Here is an 18,126-nt window from a genome sequence, read left to right as displayed (position 1 = left end):
GAAGAAATACTCACCAGTAGGGGTGCGAAAATGCCTGCTCCGTCCGCCGCAACGTTCGCGCGGCTTCTCGAACTCGTCGCGATCGAAGATGCCGCGAGCCGGCCGACCCGGCCCGTCGTCGAGGCCTTCACCGGCCGCGAACTGGCGACCATCCCCGTCGGCACCGCCGAGGACGCGAAGGCCGCGGTCGCCCGCGCCCGGGTCGCCCAGGTCGCCTGGGCCGCGCGTCCCGCCGAGGAACGCGCCCGGATCTTCCACCGCTACCGCGACCTGGTGTTGGCGAACCGCGACGCGCTGATGGACATGGCGCAGGCCGAGACCGGCAAGTCGCGCGCCGCCGCACAGGAGGAGGTCCTCGACATCTCGATGACCTCGCGTTACTACGCCCGCACGGCGCCGAAGGCGCTCGCGCCGAAGCGCGTGCAGGGCATGCTGCCGGCACTGACGAAGACCGTCGTGCGGCACCACCCGAAGGGCGTCGTCGGCGTCATCTCGCCGTGGAACTACCCGATGACCCTCGCGGTCTCCGACGCCATCGCCGCGCTGCTGGCCGGCAACGCCGTGGTGATCAAGCCGGACAGCCAGACCCCGTACTGCGCCCTGGCCTGCGTCGACCTGCTGTACCAGGCGGGCCTGCCCCGCGACGTGTTCGCCGTGGTCCCCGGCCCGGGCTCCGTGGTCGGCACCGCGCTCGTCGAGAACACCGACTACCTGATGTTCACCGGTTCCTCCGCCACCGGCCAGCTGCTCGCCGGGCAGGCCGGCCGCAGGCTGATCGGCTTCTCCGCCGAGCTCGGCGGCAAGAACCCGATGATCGTCACCAAGGGCGCGAACCTGCGTGAGGTGGCCGATGCCGCCGTGCGCGCCTGCTTCTCGAACTCCGGCCAGCTGTGCATCTCGATCGAGCGCATCTACGTCGAGCAGCCGGTGGCGGACGAGTTCATCCGGCTCTTCGGCGAGCGGGTCAAGAAGATGACCCTCGGCGCCGGCTACGAGTTCGGCATCGAGATGGGCAGCCTCGTCTCCGAGGCGCAGGTCAAGACGGTCTCCGGGCACGTCGACGACGCCGTGGTCAAGGGCGCGACCGTGGTCGCCGGCGGCAAGGCCCGCCCCGACCTGGGCCCGCTGTTCTACGAGCCGACGGTGCTCACCGGCGTGACCGACGAGATGGAGTGCGCGCGCAACGAGACGTTCGGGCCGCTGGTGTCGATCTACCCGGTCGCGCACGTCGACGAGGCGATCCGCCTGGCCAACGACACCGAGTACGGCCTCAACGCCAGCGTGTGGGCGGGCACCAAGGCCGAGGGCGAGGCCATCGCCGCGCAGGTCCGCGCCGGCACCGTCAACGTCGACGAGGGCTACGCCCCGGCGTGGGGCAGCACCGCCGCTCCGATGGGCGGCATGGGCGTCTCCGGTGTCGGTCGCCGGCACGGCCCCGACGGCATGCTCAAGTACACCGAGTCGCAGACCATTGCCACCACCCGGGTGCTCAATCTCGGTGGGCCGCGCGGACTTCCGCCGAAGCTGTGGGCAAAGGCGCTGGCGCCGTTCATCAAGGTGATGCAGTACCTGCCCGGGCGCTGACCGTGGACCGCGCGAGCGTCCGGATCGAGGCCGCGCCGGCCGCCGTGTGGGACGTCGTCACCGACATCGCCGGCTTCGGCCGGTTCAGTCCCGAGAACACCGGCGGGCGCTGGACCGGCGGACAGCCGCTGACCGTCGGGGCGACGTTCACCGGCGGCAACCGGCACGGTCTGATCCGCTGGACCACCCACTGCACGGTGGTCGACGTGGTTGCGGGGCAGAGGTTCTCGTTCGAGGTGGACGAGTCCAAGGCGCGCTGGACGTACCTGGTGGAGCCGTCCGGGACCGGTACCCGAGTCACCGAGACCCGGGAGATCTACGGCACCCCCGCGCTGCACGTGCGTCTGGTGCAGCGGTCGAAGCTGATCGGGCGCAACCGGAATGCGCTGATGCAGTCCGGCATGCAGACCACCCTCGCGCGGATGAAGGGGTACCTCGAGCGCTGACCCGGCCTCAGGCCGAGGGGAACCGCGCGACGTAGCGACGCTGCCACGGCGTCTCGACGGCGTGCGGGGAGTACCGGTCCCGGACGAAGGCCACCGCCTCGCGCGCGGGCACGCCGTCCAGCACGGCGAGGCACGCGAGCGCGGTGCCGGTCCGGCCCCGTCCGCCGCCGCAGGCGACCTCCACCCGCTCGAACTCGGATCGGCGCCACGCCTCGCGCAACGCGTCGTGCGCGACCGCGGGGTCCGTGGGCAACCAGAAGTCCGGCCACCGGATCCACCGGGTGTCCCACGGCTGGGCGGCCGGTGGGCGGCCGAGCAGGTAGAGCCCGAACTCGGGCGGTGCGCCGTCGGGCAGGGGTCGACGGAGGCCGCGTCCGCGGACGAGTCGTCCGGAGGGCAGCCGCAGCAGCCCGGAAGTGCTTGCGTCCCACGTGGAATTCATTCGCGGCAGCCTCAGATCCCGGCGGTGAACCGCTGGTTGCGGCCCGCGTCGGCAGGTGCGAGGTTGACCGCGTCGACGAGGCCGACGAGCCGCCCGAGCAGCGGCGCGACCCGCCGGGGGCGGTCGACGATCGCGTCGCAGATCACCCGCCCGCCCTGCTCGGCGGTCAGCGCGGCGGTCTTCGCGTACCTCTCGTTCGGCGTGATCATCTCGGTGCGCACCAGCGGCATGTACACCGAGGTGAAGCGGATGTTCTCGTCGAGCGTCTCCGCCTGGAAGGACCGGGAGACCTCGTCCAGGGCGGCCTTGGACGCGACGTACGCGCCGTACCCGGGCCCGCCGGTCAGGTTCGCGAGCGAGAGCACGTTGACCACCTGACCGAAGCGGCGCTCCCGCATCCCGGGCAGGAAGGCGAGCATCAGCCGGACGGCGGCGACGTAGTTCAGCTGCATCGTCCGTTCGAAGTCGTGGATCCGGTCGTAGGACTGCTCCAGGGACCGCCGGATCGACCGCCCCGCGTTGTTGACCAGGATGTCGACGCGACCGTGGGCGGCGAGCACCTGCGCGGTCGTCGCGGCGACCGCATCCAGGTCGCTGAGGTCGCACGGGTACACCGCGGCCGTGCCCCCGCGCGCGGTCACCGTCGCGGCGACCTCGCCCAGTTCCGGGGCCCGCCGCGCGACGAGCAGCACCGTCGCGCCGGCCGCGCCCAACTCGGCGTCGGCCAGGGATGGACGCCGTCGCCGGGACCGGAACGGTGAACCCGTGTCGAGCGCATGCCTGACCCTGAACAACCATTCCCGTGTCGAGGACATGGTTTCGGAGCTTAGGGGCCGGCGCCGGAGTCGGTGGCGGAACCCGAGTCCGGCCCCGCTCAGCGCGGAACGATGTCGTCCAGCTTCCAGGTGCGGTCGAAATAGGGCTCGAGCGGGCCGTAGAACCGGAAGTAGGAGAACCAATGTCGTCCCGGAATCGTCTGGATCCAGTTCGCATCTTTGTTGTCCGGCGGCGTCGGCCCGAAGTAGAGGTCGACGGAGCCGTCGTCGTTGGTGACGAGGTCGGGATTGCGTGACCCGCGGTCGCCGCGCTGCTGGTCGTTGTCGATCAGGCACCGGGTGTCGACGTCGTAGACGGTGACGGACCAGAACAGCTTGGCCGGCGGGTCCATGGGCACGTGCAGGGTGTAGTGCTCGCCGCCGTCCAGCCACTCGCCCGACAGATCCGTGTACGCGCCGAGGTAGGCCTGCCCGACGCCCGGCGTCTGGCTCTTCATGGCTTCGGAGAAGCTGACCGCCTCGTAGAACCACGCGGCGCGCTCGAGCAGCTGGTCGTAGTCGGAGCCGCGCTGGTCCGAACGGTCGAGCTGGAGGACCAGATCCCACTTGCGGTCCGGCCAGTACATCGCCCCGGGGAAACGCTTGGCGAACGAGTTCGCCTTCGCCATCAGCTCGCCCGTTGCGGTGGCGGCCGTCAGGATCCGGGTCAGCCGCTCGTCCGGCGCGAACGGCCGGCCCTTCTCGATGCCCAGCTGCTTGAGCATGGCCAGGTAGAAGCGGTCGCGTTCGTCGACGATCTCGTGCTGGTAGATCTCGTGCAGCCGGACCCAGTAGTCGAGGCCGCGCGGCTGGTCACCGCTCCAGGCGCGACCGTCTGGGGAGACGATGCGGGTCGCCGTCGCCTCCCGCCCGTCGAACGGGGTGATGCGGACCCCGTCGACCAGCTGCTGGGACCGCTGGTGGTCGGGGTCGAGCGTGCGGAATCCGAAGAACACGTTCGTGCCCGTGGCGTGGTGCACGTAATAGCCGTCGCCGACGTCGGGGGCGTCCTGCCCGGGCGGCACGATCAGGTGCTTGCCACCGCGCCCCTGGTCCGGGCCCATCTCGCCGAGGACGCCGAACTCGCGCTGCCAGAAGTCGGAGAACCCACCCGCGGTGTGCCCGGGCGGCACCTCTACGACCAGCGGCCCGGTCCGGCTCAGGTCGATGAAGTTGAGGATGTACGGCGTCGTCGCGTTCGCGGTGATGAGCCCCAGCCGGTCCCGGTAGCTCACGTAGTGCACCAGGTCGTAGTCGGTCGCGCCGAAGACGTCGCGGTGCTGGGTCTTCCACTGTGCGTACGACACCAGCGGCAGTGCCCACAGGTAGGCCTGGCATGCCAGCTGGTGGTCGAGCTCGTCGAAGACGAGCGGCAGATCCGCACGCCGGGGGAGTTCCCCGTCCATCCGGACGTCCACCATCCGGCCGGGCAGTTGCGAACTCGACATTGCGTACCTCCACGCCTCGGGTGTTCTGGCCAGCCTTGCCGCAACCGGGTGCCCGGTGCCTCACCCGCCGAGGATGACCGGGCGGCGCCGCAGGTGCATGGGGAGCGCTGACGCATGTCGCTCCTCAATCGAAAGGTGGAAATTCGGTGACGACCGGCGGTTCGGGCCGGCCGAGGCGGCCCGGACCTGGTGGAATCGACACGGTCCCGAAGTCGTTCGGTGACAGATGCTTCGAGCCGGGAGGTCCACGATGTCGACCGATTCCACCGAGATCGACACCGAACCGGGGGCGGACCGCCGCGCCTGGATCGGGCTCGGCGTCCTCGCCGCCGGCCTGTCGATGATCGTGGTCGACGGCACCATCGTCGGTGTCGCGTTGCCGGTGATCATCACCGACCTGAACATGGACCTGACGGACGCCCAGTGGGTCAACAGCGTCTACTCGGTGGTGTTCGCCGCGCTGCTGCTCACCGCCGGACGGCTCGGCGACCGGCTCGGACGCCGCCGCATGTTCATCGTCGGCGTGCTGCTGTTCATGACCGGCAGCCTGATGGCCGCCGCCGCGGGCAGCGCCACCTCGCTGATCGTGGCCCGGGTGGTCCAGGGCGTCGGCGGCGCGTTCGTGCTGCCGACCACGCTGTCGAGCGTGAACGCCACCTTCCGCGGGAAGGACCGGATCGTCGCGTTCGCGGTGTGGGGCGCCGTCATCTCCGGCATGGCGGCGGTGGGTCCGCTGCTCGGCGGCTGGCTGACCACGTACTTCACCTGGCCGTGGATCTTCATCGTGAACATCCCGATCGGGATCGCCGTGATCATCGGCGCCCTGTTCGCGGTGCGGGAGACCCGCGCCAAGATCACCGAGCCGGGCCTCGACGTGGACGGCCTGCTGCTCAGCGCGATCGGCTTCGGCGGCGTCATCTTCGCGCTGATCGAGGGGCAGAGCCTCGGCTGGTGGAAGCCGATCGCGCCGTTCAGCGTGTTCGGGATCGAGTGGCCGCAGGACGCGCCGGTGTCGGTGGTCCCGGTCGTCGGCGCGATCGGCGCCGCCTGCCTCGTGCTGTTCGTGGTGTGGGAGCGGCACCGGGCCCGCGGCAGCCACCGATCCGCGATCCTCGACCTGACTCTGTTCTCGGTGCCGACGTTCACCTGGGGCAACCTGACCGCGCTGACCGTGGCGATCGGCGAGTTCGGCCTGCTGCTGGTGCTGCCGCTGTTCCTGGTGAACGCGCTCGGCCTGACCACGATGGGCGCCGGTCTGGTGCTGGCCGCGATGGCGCTGGGCGCCTTCGCCTCCGGCGCCGCGGCCCGGCACGTCGCCGCCGCGTTCGGTGCGCCGAAGACCGTGATCCTGGGCCTGGCGCTCGAGGCGGTGGGCGTGGCCGTGGTCGCGGTGTTCATCTCCTCCACGGTGTCCCCGTGGCTGCTGGCGGCGCTGCTGGCGGTGTACGGCGCCGGGCTGGGGCTGGCGTCGGCGCAGCTGACCGGGACGGTGCTCGCCGACATCCCCACCGAGAAGTCCGGGCAGGGGTCGGCCACGCAGAGCACCGTGCGGCAGCTCGGCGCCGCGCTGGGTTCCGCGATCCTGGGTGCGGTGCTCTCGATCTCGTTGGCGCAGAACCTCACCGACCGTCTCGAACCGGTCACCGCGGTACCGCCGCCGGTGCAGGAGCAGCTGGTCACCGCGACCCGGGACTCGGCCGGCGGCACCATCTCCGGTCTGCGCGAGCAGGGTGAGCAGGGCAAGCTCGGGCCGGCCGGGCCGGAGGTCACCACCGCGCTGGCGGAGGGCTTCGGCGACTCCACCCGCACCGCGTTGTTCGTGGCGTCCGGGTTCCTGGCGCTCGGACTGGTCAGCGCGACCGCGCTCAACGCGCGCTCGCGCCGGGACTAGCCGGTCTCCGAGTCGCGGTCGTACGCCGCGATCACCCGCTTCGGGGCGGTCAGCCGCCAGGCCTCCTCGACCAGTTCGGCGAGTTCCTGCGGGTCCACCCGGGCCAGCACTACGTCGATCCAGCCCCACCGGCCGAAGAACGGCGCCACCAGGAACACGTCCGGGTTCTCGGCGATCAGCGCGGCCTGGTCGTCGCGGGTGGCCTTCAGGCACACCGTCGGGGCGCCGTATCCGACTAGTCCGAACATCTTCTTGCGAACCCGGAAGGTCGGCTGGTCGCCCCAGTTGGCGACCACCACCTCCTCGGCCTCGGGGAGGGCCAGCATCAGCGTGCGTGCGTCGCGCTCGGTGGGCATGGTTCCTTTCTAGCCCCGCCCACCGACACCGGTCAGGCGGTGGTGGCCAGCGCCGCGGCCAGGCCGAAGGCCACCGACAGCGCCAGCACCTCCACCGTCGCGCGGCGCAGCGACTCCTCGGCCGGGGTGCGGTGTGCGCCTGCCGCCGGGACCCAGGTGCGACGCCACCACCAGCCGAGCCCGGCCAGCGCGACCAGGGCCACGGCCTTCGCCAGCACGATCCGCCCGTACCCGGTGTCCACCAGGGCGCCGGGACCGCCGAGTCGGACCGCGGCGTCCACGGTCCCGGTCACGGCCAGCGCCGCCACGCACCGCCACGCCAGGGTGGAGTAGCGCGGCAGCAGCAGCGCCCAGCCGCCGCGACCGCGCACCAGCATTGCCATCGCGACCAGCGGACCGAGCCACAGAGCGGCGGCCAGCACGTGCACCGCCACGAACGCCGACCCGAGGGTCTGCGCCGACATGTGCCCGGTCACCGGGCGGGCGGTCAACGCGAACCCGGCCAGCATTGCCACCGGCAGCGGCGACCACGGTGCGCCCAGCCGGAACGCGACCGCCGCGAAGACGGTGGGCGCGGCGGTGCAGGCCAGCACCGCCGCGCCGATCTGGCCGGCAGTGATCTCCCCGACGAACCGGCCGAACGCGGCGGCGGGCAGCACGCCCGGCGCCTGCTCCGCGGTCTCGGCGGCCGCGGACACCAGCAGGGCCGCCTCGGCCACCGACCAGGCGCCGGCCAGCGCCGCGACCGGACGCCACAGGTCGGCCCGGGGGACCGCCGGCCGCCGGTCCCCGCGTTGGAGCCATTCCAGCGCCGCCAGGCCGAGCACCGTGGAGCCGAGCAGCACCGACAGCAGCCGGATCGCGCTGGACGGGTCCGGGCCCGACGGCGTCGCCAACAGCCAGGCGAGGCCGACGCCGGCCAGCCCGGCCGGCCCGGCGAGCAGCAGCCACCGCGGACCGGTCCGCGGCGCGCCCGCCCGGCCCATCGAGGTCAGTCCTTGGCGGGCCGGCGCAGCATGAACGCCAGCCCGCCCGCGAACACCACGACGGCGGCCGCGATGAACGGCCACAGCGGCAGTCCGTCGGAACTGTCGTCGGAGCCCTCGGCCGCGGCGCCGCCCGGCTTGGGGCCGGGGGTGCCGGTGCCGGGCTCGGTCAGGGTGAACTTGCTGGTACCGCTCACCGGGTGCCCGTCCGCCGAGGTGATCCGGTAGGCGATCGTGTACTCCCCGACGGGGCCGAGCGGACCCACCGGCACGCTGGCGGTCTGGCCCTGGACCGTCGGCTCGCCCTTCGACCACAGGTTGCCGTCCGGGCCCACCACGGTGAGCGTCGCGAAGCTGGACTGCGGGGGCTCGTTGAACGTCAGCGTGACCTGGTCGGGTCCGGTGGCCACCGAGGCCCCGTTCTCCGGGCTGGACGCGGTCACCGCCGAGTGGGCGGCGGCGACGCCCCCGCCGAGTAGCGCGGCGAGAACAGCGAGCAGTGCGACCGCGAGGACGCGGATCCGGGCGCTCATGCCCGACGGCTTCGGACGGTGGCGCCGATGCCGAGGGCCGCGCCCAGCGCGCCGAGCACCAGTCCGGCGCCGCCGAGCCAGCGGGCGGTGGTGTCCACGGCGGCGTCGGGCTCGTCGCCCGTCGAGGTGCTCGCGCCGTGCGAGCCGTCACCCTCCTCGGCCGCGGCCAGGGTCAGGCTGGGGGTCGGCTTGTCCGGCTCCGCGCCGTCGGGGCCGGGCTGCTGGTTCCAGGAGACGACCTTGCCGTCGCTGTAGGTCTGCACCGCCGGGAAGGACACGGTGTCCTCGCTGGGCAGCGGGCCCGCGGACAGCAGGAACTGCTGGAACTGGCCGGGGCCGACGGCCACGCCCGGGTCCGCGGTCCAGGTGACCTCGGTGGCGGCCTGGGTGGCGGGGTCCTTGACGACCTGCGAGGTCCAGCCCGGCATCGGCTCGGTGCGGGCCGACTTCAGGCCCGGCAGGGTGACGGTCAGCTTGGTGGTGCCCGCGGTGTCGGACTCGGTGGGCACCTTGAAGGTGAGCACCGTGTAGCCGCCCTGGGCGGCGCCGGGTGCGCTCACCCCGACGTGGGCCGAGGCGACGCCGGAGCCGAGCAGCAGCACGCCACCGGCCGCGCCGGCCGTGACGAGGGCACGCGAAAGGGAGATGTTCATCTGTGTGGTTGTCGTTTCTACTCGAGAGGAAGACCTGGGGGAGTGCGGCTAGGCGCGTGCCGCCGCCGGCGGTCCCCGTCTCGAGATTGCGAAGTCGAGCAGCATCGGCCCGGCGGCGCCCACCCCTGCGGCGCGAATGGCGCCGGCGGTAGGCCGCGGCGGTGCCGGGATCGGCCGCAGCAGGACCCGCAGCACCCGGGTGATCGGGCCGTACAGCCGTTCCGCCGCGCGGATGAGGGCCGCGCACACCACCGTGGCGGCGGCGTGCCCGAGGAGCATCGACAGCCCGCGCGGGGACAGGTCGGCGCCGGCGTGCTGATGCGCGAGCGCGGTCGACAACGCGAGGTGACCGACCAGCTGCCCGCAGGCCAGCGCGCCGAGCAGCGCGAGGCCGCCACCGCCGCGGATGCTGCCGGTGAGCGCGCCGACGCCGGCGCAGCCCAGCACCAGCAGGGTCAGCGCCGCGGTGGACGGGAAGCCGCCGCCCCCGAAGCCGTGCCCCGCCACGGCCATCGCCGCGGTGAGCGCCCCCACCGCGGCGCCGCGCATGCGGGCCGTCGGGGTGGTGCGGGGGGCGGTCATCGGTCTCGTCGGTCCTGGTTCGGCTTCGGTCAGCGCACGCCGAGGCGCGCCAACAGGTCGGCCTCGACGCCGTCGAGCTCGGCGGCGATCGCGTGGTGCGCGGCCCTGCGGCGCGGCGTGGGCATCTGCTCGGCCGCCCGGACGGCGGTGCTCAGCTCGGTCAACCGGCCGCGGATCGCGGTGGTGAACGCGACGGTCTCGGCGTCGTTGAACTGCGCGGCGATGTCGTTGGCGGAGCGCTCGGCCCCCGCGATCCGGGCGCTGAGATGGGCGCCGTGCCCGGTGTACGTGCCGAGTTCCTCCGCGGCGATGCCCATCTTCGCGGCCCGCTGCTGGTCGAGCTGGCCGCGCACCACCACCGCGCCGCGGTAGATCAGCGGGGCGAGCACGGGGGTGAGCAGCCGTGCGATGCCGATGTACTTGCGGACCTGGCTGACGCTGAGCTTGCCCCCGCGCTGAGCCGCCTTCTCCTGTGCCTTCAGCGCCGAGATCTGAGCCTTCTCGATCTTCTTCGTGGACTTCGAGTCGGACTTCATCTTCTTGCGGTCGTTGCGGGCACCGAGCTTGGCCTCCATCTTGGCCTTCGTCTTGAGTGCCTTCGCCTCCGCACGGCGGGTCGCGCGTGTCTTGCGTTTCCGGAACAAACCCATGCGTAGAGCCCCTCGTCTCGGGTGCGCGAACACCGGCGCGCGTGTCCGCTACAGCGTATCCGCGACACCGCCCGGCGCGGCGGGGGCATGGCGCCGCGGTGAAGCGATGCGGCTTGTCGGTACGGCGGACCATAATCTCTTTCATTGTGATTTCTTCGCAAGACCCGCAGGACCAGCCGCAGGCGGCCGTCGCCGAACTGCCCCCGCCCACGCCGGGGCAGTCACCACCGGTGCTCATCGACCCCCGCGCGCTGACGAGTTGTCGGCACCGCGTCCACCTCGACGCGGCGCACCCGGCCGTGGTCGCGTCGGTTCCCGAGGACGTCGGGGTCCAGCAGCGCCGCGAGGCGGCCCGCGCGCATCGCGAGGCGATGCGGCGGCGGCTGATGGAGGCGGAGGGACTGCGCTGGGTGGTCGTCGACCCGGCCGCGCCGGCCCGGGAGCGGGCCGCGGCCACGCTGGCGGCCTGCGCGGACGGTGCCGACCGGATCTGGGGCGCGGTGCTGCCGCTGGAGTTCGACACCGGCCGCCGCGGCCGGGCCGAGCTGCTGGTCCGCGATGCCGAGCGGGGCGGCTACTTCCCGGTGATCGTGGTCAACCACAAGGTCACCGACCCGGGCAGCGGCGCGGTGACGTCGGGCCTGGACGTCTGGGCGCCCGCGGTCGACGAGACCCGCAAGGTGCGCGCGCAGCTGCGCGACCAGTTCCGGCTCGCGCAGCTGTACCGGATGCTCGAACGCCGCGGCCACGCCAGCCCCGCGATGCTCGGCGGTGCCATCGGGTACGGCGGCGAGTGCATCCTGGTGCACGACCTGGCCGCGGTGATGGACCAGTACGACGAGCGGTTCGCGGACCGGATCGCCGTCGCCCGCGGCGAGCTCGCCACCGTCCCCTCGCAGATCGGCGAGTGCCGGTCCTGCCCCTGGTGGGACGCGTGCAAGGCGGAGCTGACGCAGGCGCGTGACGTGTCCCTGGTGGCGTCGGGGTCGCGGGCGGACGTCCTGCGCGCGGCCGGTGTGGACACCATCGACGCGCTGGCCGCCTGGGACGGGCCGGCGCCGGAGGACTGGCAGGGCAACGGCTTCGCCGACTCCGTGGTGATCGCGCGCGCGTGGCTGGCAGGCGTGCCACTGGCGCGCCGGCACGAGACGGTGACGGTGCAGCGCGCCGACGTCGAGGTGGACGTCGACATGGAGAGCTACCAGGAGCACGGCGCCTACCTGTGGGGCACGCTGCTCACGGAGGGCGGGGTCACCGAGCCGTACCGCCCGTTCGTCACCTGGGACCCGCTGCCGACACGGGACGAGGCCCGCTCCTTCGCCGAGTTCTGGACCTGGCTGACCGGAACCCTCGAGGCGACGCTGGCGCAGGGGAAAACCTTTGCTGCGTACTGCTATTCGCGTGCGGCCGAGGACAAGTGGCTGCTGGACTCGGCGACCCGGTTCGCCGGGATGCCGGGGATCCCCACCGTCAAGCAGGTCCGGACGTTCATCGACGGCCCGCACTGGGTGGACATCTACCAGGCGGTGGGCGAGCAGTTCGTCTGCCCGAACGGCAAGGGGCTCAAGAAGATCGCGCCGGTGGCCGGGTTCAACTGGCGGGACGCGGAGGCCGGTGGCGAGGCGTCGATGAGCTGGTACCGGGAGGCGGTCGGCTACGACGGGGAGCCGAACCTCGACCAGCGCGAGCGGCTGTTCGTCTACAACGAGGACGACGTCCGGGCGACAAAGGTGTTGCGGGAGTGGATGACCGACCGCGCCGAGGCCGAGATTCCGCTCGCCTCGGAGCTGTAGGTCCGGCTACCGGACGAGGAAGGCACCGAACCCCGGGTTGACGACGGTGAGCGGGGGGTCTCCCCCGGGCGGGGCGGTGACGGTGGCGACCACCGGACCGGATCCCGTGGTCACGACGGTGGCCATGCGCAGGCACGGAGGACCGACGCCGGAGTCGTTGTACCCGACGGCGAGCCGAGCCTCGCCGGCCGCTCCCGTGGCGAGGTTGCGCCAGTGGATCCAGGTGTCGGCGCAGTCATCCAGCAGGGACTGCTGCTGCACGTCGAAAGTCACGGTGCCCGCTGCCGGGGCCGGGGTCACGGTCGGTGTCACGGAAACCGGGAAGGGCAGGGTGCACATGAGCAGAAAGAAGCAGTTGGACAGGTAGACCATCGGAACCTGGAATGCGGTGGCGGCCGGGGCCGTGGCCGCCGCGGGAGCTGATGTGGCGCCCGCCGCCAGGGCGAGCCCCAGTGCGACCGCCGCGACGGCGCGGACTGCTCGGTGATCGGACATGCGTGCGCCTCCCGTGGGATTCGTGCGCTCGGTCGGATCTGCTGAGTTTATCCGTCCTGACCTGCCGGGCGTGATCGAGCGGGCCCCGGGTTTCGGAGCCCGCCCGATCTCGGGGGAGGGTTAGCGCGGCGCCATGCGCAGGGCGCCGTCCATGCGGATGGTCTCGCCGTTGAGGTAGTCGTGCTCGACGATCATCTGCGCGAGCTGCGCGTACTCGTCCGGACGGCCCAGGCGGGACGGGAACGGCACGCCGGACTCGAGGCCCTTGCGGTACTCGTCGGTGACGCCGGCGAGCATCGGGGTGTCGATGATGCCGGGGGCGATGGTGTTGACGCGGATGCCGAACTGCGCGAGGTCGCGGGCGGCCGGGACGGTCATGCCGTGCACGCCGCCCTTGGACGCGGAGTACGCGATCTGGCCGATCTGGCCCTCGAACGCCGCGACGGAGGCGGTGTTGATGACCACGCCGCGCTGGCCCGTGGCATCGACGGCGTCGGTCTTGGCGATCGCGTCGGCGGCCAGGCGCATCACGTTGAAGGTGCCCAGAAGGTTGACGGTGATGACCGTGCGGAACAGCTCCAGGTCGTGCGGGCCGTTCTTGGACAGGATGCGGCCGGCCCAGCCGACGCCGGCGCAGTTGACGACGGTGCGCAGCGGCACGCCGGAGGCGACGATCTGCTCGATCGCGGCCTGGACCTCGTCGCCGCTGGTGACGTCGGTGGGGATGAGGGTGACGCCGGCCGGGACGCTGTCGCCGGCCCGCTCGATGGACTGGGCCAGGTCCAGCCCGAAGACGGTGGCGCCTGCGTCGGCGAAGCGCTTCGCGGTGGCTGCGCCGAGGCCGGAGGCTGCACCGGTGACCAGTGCTGCGGTTCCCTGGAGTTCCACTGTTCGATCCTCTTTTCTGGCGGCCACCGTTGGCCAGCCGGTAGTGACCTGAACGATAGCGCCTGGCCCTGAGTCTGGTTAAGGACGGTTCACCCAAACTCCGTGCCTCCCTGCCCGGAGTGGTTCGCCATCGTTGTGTACAACACCGTGACCTGTGAAAAGTCGTCGACGAATCCCGGTCCGCGACGACAGTGGAACACCTATCGTTACGCGGCCGGGGCGTCCGCCGGACGCTTTCGCTGGACGAGGGGAACGGTGATGAAGCGAACTTTCACGAGAACAGGTGCCGCGGTGATGGCGGCCGTCACGATCGGTGCACTGGGCATGACGGTGGGTGCAGGTACCGCCGCCGCGCAAGGAGGCGCCGGGTGCGGGCCGGTGTGCTCGACCGACAAGAAGGTGGGGTCGTTCACTCAGGAAGGCTTCGACATCACCTACCAATATCCGGACAAGGTGACCGTCGGATCCCCGGTGACCTTCGCGATCACCATCACCGACGCGGATGACCCGGATCGCCAGATCACCAGACTCGTCCACAACACGCCGCATTCGTACGAGCTGACCGATGTCACCGTCAGTCGGATTCGCCGCGAAGGCGGACGGGACGTGCTCGACCCGCTTGCACTGGGTCACGCGGCGGATACCAAGGCCCGGACCACCACGATCACTGATCCTTCGGGCAGCACGACCGTCCAGGGCGGACTCAAGTACGAGCTCACCTACACACCGAGGTGGGGATATTCGTCGGGGGGGAAGGCCCCCGACGGTGAAGGAAGTCACGGCGTCACCTTCGAGGGCCCCGGGTACGCACCTGTTGTCTCACCGCGATACGGCACGAGCACCGGCGAATTCATCGGCCCCAGTGCAGGTGACCTGCTTGGGATTCTCGTCGCTCGAACCTTCTCTGCCGACGCCACACCGGATGGGCCGTAGCCAACTCACACGGGCAACGCCTACGAACCGGCCTCGGTTCGTAGGACGCGGGCGTGGTGGATCCGGTGCGGCGGCGACGGACGTACCGTGCAGCGCTGTGACTGCGGAAATTGGCGTCGAATTCCCGTCAGTGGCGACAGGAAAGTCCCTGTGCTGGCACCGCGATCGGCTCCGTTGGGGAACTCGCCTTCGCGAGGACGTAGCCTCCGGGGCGACCCGAACCGCACCGTGAGGTGTCGAGCCGCTCGGTGCGGACTGGCGCCCGGACTGCACGGGCACTCCGGCACGGCCGGGGCCGATCCCAGTAGCGTTCAACGCATTTGACTACAGATGATGATCACCGAATTCCTCTGTAGAGAAATGGATTTCGCTCTACGCTGACGCGGTCGGGGGGCGTTCGAGCAGTGTGGCGATCCGTCCCCGAAACCTCGAATGAAGGAACCTGAATGTTTCGAACCTTGGCGCGCCGCGGCGCGTCCGTCCTTGTCGCGGCTGCTCTGGTCGGTGGCGGTCTGGCCCTCGGTGGGGGCTCGGCGTCCGCCGCGGAACCCGCGGGTGGTTCCGTCCAGGGGACCGCCTCGGGTTCCACTGATTTGTTCGGGAGCCCCGCCGATTGGCTGGCCTGGCCGGTGCTCGCAGCCGGGGTTGCGAGCGGTTCGATCGACGAGGGCGACCTCTGGCAAGGATGCGCGTCTCACCAGGATGGTTGCCCCGACCCGCTCCCGTCCGCTTCGGAGCAGTTGACCGCTTGGCTGCTGGGAATCCCCCCGGAAACCGCCTTTCCCAACGGGGTGCCGAGGCAGCATCTGGGGAGCTGACGGCTGCGGTTGCCGTCGCCGGGATTCCGATCGGCGGCAGCCGTGTCTGGCGCAGTCGAAACACCGAGACACACCGGGCTGTATGGCCGGCGCGGTCATCCCGCGGTCGGTGAATGGACGGACCGCCGCGCGGCCGATGTTGCGGAGCAGTCGGGCGACGGTGCGCTGCGCGGTGTGGTTGAAGGCCAGTCCCTGAAGCGCCGCCGCCCTGGTGTGCACCGCTGCCGAGAGCGTTTAACCCTTTGAACTGCGCAAACACTGCATTCGATTCTGCCGCGACCTGCTGCTGCCCAGCATATTCTTGGCGAGCGTTTGGGGCGGGCATTGGGTCGGCTCCGCGGAATGGGGGTATTGCCAATGGTCGGACGACAGGTGCGCAGGGGTGGAGCGGTACTCGCCGCGCTAGCCATCGTCGCGGGTGGTGCGGTGACGGGTGCCGGAGGAGCAGGGGCTGCGTCAACGGGAAGTGCGGGGCCCGGAGGTCCCGCTGCCGAGTGCGGCCGCCAGTGCGATGACGCCTTCCACGGCTACGCGGCGCGTGGTGACATTGGGGTGTACTACGAGGGTCCGGTAGAGGCCGTCGTCGGGCGGGAGGTCACGTTCAAGGCAGAGTTCGAGACCAGAGGTGATGGTTGGACGGGACTCCCCGACGTGGACGTCGCGACCGTCACGCACCACGCGCCGGAGGGTTTCACGTTCGCGGGGGCGGCGGTCACCTCCTACGACTGGACTCCTGGCCGGTACCCGGTCACGGTCCTGGACTCGGCTGTTGCCGTCGATCCCGCCACCGGGGATGTCACGGTCGCGGCGCCCGCTGGGGGTTGGGCCATTCCGGTGGTCGCGGGCCAGCCCAGACCCCAAGGAATCTACTACCGGTCAGGCACTGTGACAGTCAAACTGCGGTACACCGCGACCCGGCCGGTTCGCGACGGTGCCAGCGGCCTTACGTTCACCGGCACCGGCGTCCCCGCGTCGGAGGGCTGGGTGACGACGGGAACTACCCAGGTCACCGAGGCCCCGAAGGGCCKCGGCGGGTTCGGCAGCTCGGGAAGCTGACTGCGCGCGAACCTCTTTCGAAGAATTGATGAACCGGCGGCCCAACGGGGTCGCCGCGAAGATTCCCCGGTGCTCAGTCGCCGCATTCCGCACTGATGCTGCGCATCTGCGGTGGACGTCATGAAGCCCCGCGGTCGATCAAAGTGAAGGGTAGCTGTTCAATGGTGGGACATCTGGTGCGTAAGGGCGGGGCGGTGCTCGCGGCGCTGACCGTCGTCGCGGGTGGCGCGATGGTAGGTACGGGGGCCGCGGCCGGGCAGACAGGGTCTGCGGACGAGATGTGGCGGAACCTCGTGCGCCCTTGCCACGACAGCGACCCGTGGTTTCCGGATCGGGGGCCTTGCTATCGCAACACCTTCTCGGAATCAGGGATGCTCGGCAACTACCAAGGCTCGTACTCCGGTGTCAAGACGGTTGACCCTGGTGCCGACGTCACATTCACGGCGGCCGTCACAGCGCGGGAAGCCGCATTCGACGTTCCGGTACCAGAGGTGAATGTTGACGTCACGAGCGTCACCCACCACCCTCCGAGAGGCTTCGAGTTCGTCGGGGTGAAGGCGACCGGGTATTCACCGGCACCTGGATCTGAGGGATACGGTGTGTCCCTAGACTCGACCGTGGTGGTGGATCCCGTCACCGGGGATGTCACTGTCTCGGCGCCTGACGGGGGCTGGGCGCTCGAGCCGGGGTGGATCGCCAGCACGTTTCGGAGCGGCATGGTCAGTCTCGTGTTCGACTACAAAGCGCCAGACAAAGATGTCGACGGCGACAACGGATTCACCTTCACCGGCACCGGGGTCCCGGCGTCAAAAGGCTGGGTTGCGAAGGGGAACACCCGGGTCGTCCCGGTTAGTGGTGGTATCGGGAGCGCGGGTTCCTGACCGGTGTTCGAGGCCTACCTGTCGAGGGGTTCGCGAGTCCCCTCGACGGGGAGGGCGGCGGCCCGAGAACCTGGGGGGGGAGGAAGGGCGAGACGTGCACCTGGCGGCCGGGACCGACCATTGCGGCCGGTGCCGTCATCCCGCGGTCGGTGAATGGACCGACCGTCGCAGCGTTATTGCCGCGATCACGACCCCGACAACCGCGCCGACCAGCGTGTCCAGCACCCGCGGGACCGCGATGTCCGGGGTGATGGGCGTGCCCAGCCCGACCATCAGCAGGGCCAGCGGGGTGACCGCGAGCGAGGTCAGTGCGTAGTTCCTGACCACCAGGAGTTCGGCGAGGACCTGCAGCGCCACGATCGCGACGACCGCCTGCCAGTAACTCAGGGCGGCCGCGATGAGGACCGCCGCGATCGCGGCGCCGCCGATGTTGCCGAGCAGTCGGGCGATGGCGCGCTGCGCGGTGTGGCTGAAGGTGAGCCCTTGCATGGCGGCGATGGCGCCGAGCGAGGCCCACAGCGGGTGCCCGAGGCCGGCGGCCGCGGCCACCCCGCCGGCCAGCGCCGACGCCGCGGCGATGCGCGCGCCGTTTGCGAGGAGCCCGCGCGAGCGCAGCCGGCGTACCCCGTCGGTGAGGAACCCGCCGACCGGCGGCAGCTCCGGCGCGTCGTCCGGTGAGGGAATGGCGATGCGGCGCTTTACCTTACGGAGTTCATGCTCGTGCGCGGCGACCCGGTGCAGGTGGTCGGCGTCACCGTCGACCAGCCAGCGCTCCACCGCGAGGTCGGCGTCGGCGAGCAGGGCGGTGAGGTCGCGGGCGTGCGCGGTGCTCCGCTCGCCGCGGGCGCTCACCGCCACCACCTCGCGGGCGTGGGC

19 protein-coding genes are annotated in these 18,126 nt (G+C 71.3%); 7 read left to right on the top strand and 12 right to left on the bottom strand.

The features are described 5' to 3' along the window. Positions 1-30 precede the first annotated feature (30 nt). Positions 31-1,584, top strand: a complete 1,554-nt coding sequence (locus tag AC1DWC_RS25780) for a succinic semialdehyde dehydrogenase (protein ID WP_477912631.1) — start codon at positions 31-33, stop codon at positions 1,582-1,584. A gap of 2 nt (positions 1,585-1,586) precedes the next feature. Continuing rightward, the gene (locus AC1DWC_RS25775; protein ID WP_477912629.1) at positions 1,587-2,030 is read left to right on the top strand and encodes an SRPBCC family protein; all 444 of its coding nucleotides are present in this window, start codon (positions 1,587-1,589) and stop codon (positions 2,028-2,030) included. Positions 2,031-2,037: 7 nt separating this feature from the next. Here the strand turns inward: AC1DWC_RS25775 and AC1DWC_RS25770 are convergent, their stop codons facing one another. Genes AC1DWC_RS25770 through AC1DWC_RS25760 form a run of 3 tightly spaced genes read right to left on the bottom strand, consistent with a single transcriptional unit; the run spans position 2,038 to position 4,735 of the window. Beyond that, positions 2,038-2,472 carry a protein-tyrosine phosphatase family protein gene (locus AC1DWC_RS25770; protein ID WP_477912627.1) on the bottom strand — a complete coding sequence of 145 codons (435 nt, stop codon included), beginning with the start codon at positions 2,470-2,472 and terminating at the stop codon, positions 2,038-2,040. Between the two features lie 11 nt (positions 2,473-2,483). Then, a complete protein-coding gene (locus AC1DWC_RS25765; RefSeq protein WP_477912625.1) occupies positions 2,484-3,287 on the bottom strand; it encodes an SDR family NAD(P)-dependent oxidoreductase in 804 nt (267 codons plus the stop codon). A gap of 59 nt (positions 3,288-3,346) precedes the next feature. Continuing rightward, the gene (locus AC1DWC_RS25760) at positions 3,347-4,735 is read right to left on the bottom strand and encodes a DUF1254 domain-containing protein (protein ID WP_477912623.1); all 1,389 of its coding nucleotides are present in this window, start codon (positions 4,733-4,735) and stop codon (positions 3,347-3,349) included. Between the two features lie 250 nt (positions 4,736-4,985). On the opposite strand from AC1DWC_RS25760, the gene AC1DWC_RS25755 reads away from it, so the two are divergent. Continuing rightward, a complete protein-coding gene (locus AC1DWC_RS25755; protein WP_477912621.1) occupies positions 4,986-6,626 on the top strand; it encodes a DHA2 family efflux MFS transporter permease subunit in 1,641 nt (546 codons plus the stop codon). On the opposite strand, the gene AC1DWC_RS25750 is transcribed toward AC1DWC_RS25755, so the two are convergent. From AC1DWC_RS25750 to AC1DWC_RS25725, 6 genes are read right to left on the bottom strand one after another with little or no spacing between them, the layout of a single operon-like run. After that, positions 6,623-6,982 carry an MmcQ/YjbR family DNA-binding protein gene (locus AC1DWC_RS25750; RefSeq protein WP_477912619.1) on the bottom strand — a complete coding sequence of 120 codons (360 nt, stop codon included), beginning with the start codon at positions 6,980-6,982 and terminating at the stop codon, positions 6,623-6,625. The two genes, AC1DWC_RS25755 and AC1DWC_RS25750, sit on opposite strands and share 4 nt — an antisense overlap. 32 nt (positions 6,983-7,014) lie before the next feature. Then, the gene (locus AC1DWC_RS25745) at positions 7,015-7,968 is read right to left on the bottom strand and encodes a CopD family protein (protein ID WP_477912617.1); all 954 of its coding nucleotides are present in this window, start codon (positions 7,966-7,968) and stop codon (positions 7,015-7,017) included. A gap of 5 nt (positions 7,969-7,973) precedes the next feature. Beyond that, positions 7,974-8,501 carry a copper resistance CopC family protein gene (locus AC1DWC_RS25740; RefSeq protein ID WP_072844331.1) on the bottom strand — a complete coding sequence of 176 codons (528 nt, stop codon included), beginning with the start codon at positions 8,499-8,501 and terminating at the stop codon, positions 7,974-7,976. Then, the gene (locus AC1DWC_RS25735; RefSeq protein ID WP_072844333.1) at positions 8,498-9,154 is read right to left on the bottom strand and encodes a YcnI family copper-binding membrane protein; all 657 of its coding nucleotides are present in this window, start codon (positions 9,152-9,154) and stop codon (positions 8,498-8,500) included. Before AC1DWC_RS25735 ends, AC1DWC_RS25740 begins: the two co-directional genes overlap by 4 nt. A 48-nt stretch (positions 9,155-9,202) precedes the next feature. Further along, on the bottom strand, positions 9,203-9,736 hold the full coding sequence (locus AC1DWC_RS25730) for a hypothetical protein (protein ID WP_477912614.1): 534 nt from the start codon (positions 9,734-9,736) through the stop codon (positions 9,203-9,205). A 29-nt stretch (positions 9,737-9,765) separates the two neighbouring features. Further along, positions 9,766-10,386 (bottom strand): DUF6474 family protein, encoded by a 621-nt coding sequence (locus AC1DWC_RS25725; protein ID WP_477912612.1) that lies wholly within the window; start codon positions 10,384-10,386, stop codon positions 9,766-9,768. A gap of 230 nt (positions 10,387-10,616) precedes the next feature. On the opposite strand from AC1DWC_RS25725, the gene AC1DWC_RS25720 reads away from it, so the two are divergent. Then, positions 10,617-12,179: a TM0106 family RecB-like putative nuclease gene (locus AC1DWC_RS25720; RefSeq protein ID WP_477912665.1), complete on the top strand. Its 1,563-nt coding sequence runs from the start codon at positions 10,617-10,619 to the stop codon at positions 12,177-12,179. Between the two features lie 6 nt (positions 12,180-12,185). Here the strand turns inward: AC1DWC_RS25720 and AC1DWC_RS25715 are convergent, their stop codons facing one another. Beyond that, complete coding sequence (locus AC1DWC_RS25715; protein WP_477912610.1) at positions 12,186-12,674, bottom strand: hypothetical protein; 489 nt, start codon at positions 12,672-12,674, stop codon at positions 12,186-12,188. Positions 12,675-12,794: 120 nt separating this feature from the next. Then, complete coding sequence (locus AC1DWC_RS25710) at positions 12,795-13,562, bottom strand: SDR family NAD(P)-dependent oxidoreductase (RefSeq protein ID WP_072844339.1); 768 nt, start codon at positions 13,560-13,562, stop codon at positions 12,795-12,797. 135 nt (positions 13,563-13,697) lie between these two features. Between AC1DWC_RS25710 and AC1DWC_RS25705 the strand changes: the two genes are divergently transcribed. The 3 genes from AC1DWC_RS25705 (at position 13,698) to AC1DWC_RS25695 (ending at position 17,250) form a co-directional block, all read left to right on the top strand. Beyond that, entirely contained in the window at positions 13,698-14,495 is a 798-nt protein-coding gene (locus AC1DWC_RS25705) for a hypothetical protein (RefSeq protein WP_477912608.1), read from the top strand. Positions 14,496-15,865: 1,370 nt separating this feature from the next. Further along, positions 15,866-16,369 (top strand): hypothetical protein, encoded by a 504-nt coding sequence (locus tag AC1DWC_RS25700; protein ID WP_477912606.1) that lies wholly within the window; start codon positions 15,866-15,868, stop codon positions 16,367-16,369. Positions 16,370-16,740: 371 nt separating this feature from the next. Next, a complete protein-coding gene (locus AC1DWC_RS25695) occupies positions 16,741-17,250 on the top strand; it encodes a hypothetical protein (RefSeq protein WP_477912604.1) in 510 nt (169 codons plus the stop codon). Positions 17,251-17,385: 135 nt separating this feature from the next. Here AC1DWC_RS25695 and AC1DWC_RS25690 read toward each other — a convergent pair. Next, positions 17,386-18,126: FUSC family protein (locus tag AC1DWC_RS25690; RefSeq protein WP_477912602.1), on the bottom strand; the 741-nt coding region annotated here is incomplete at its 5' end.

Source organism: Rhodococcus sp. P4_C10 (assembly GCF_056402135.1).
Note: the sequence above shows the minus strand (reverse complement) of the source record. Positions and strands in the feature narration are given on the sequence as shown.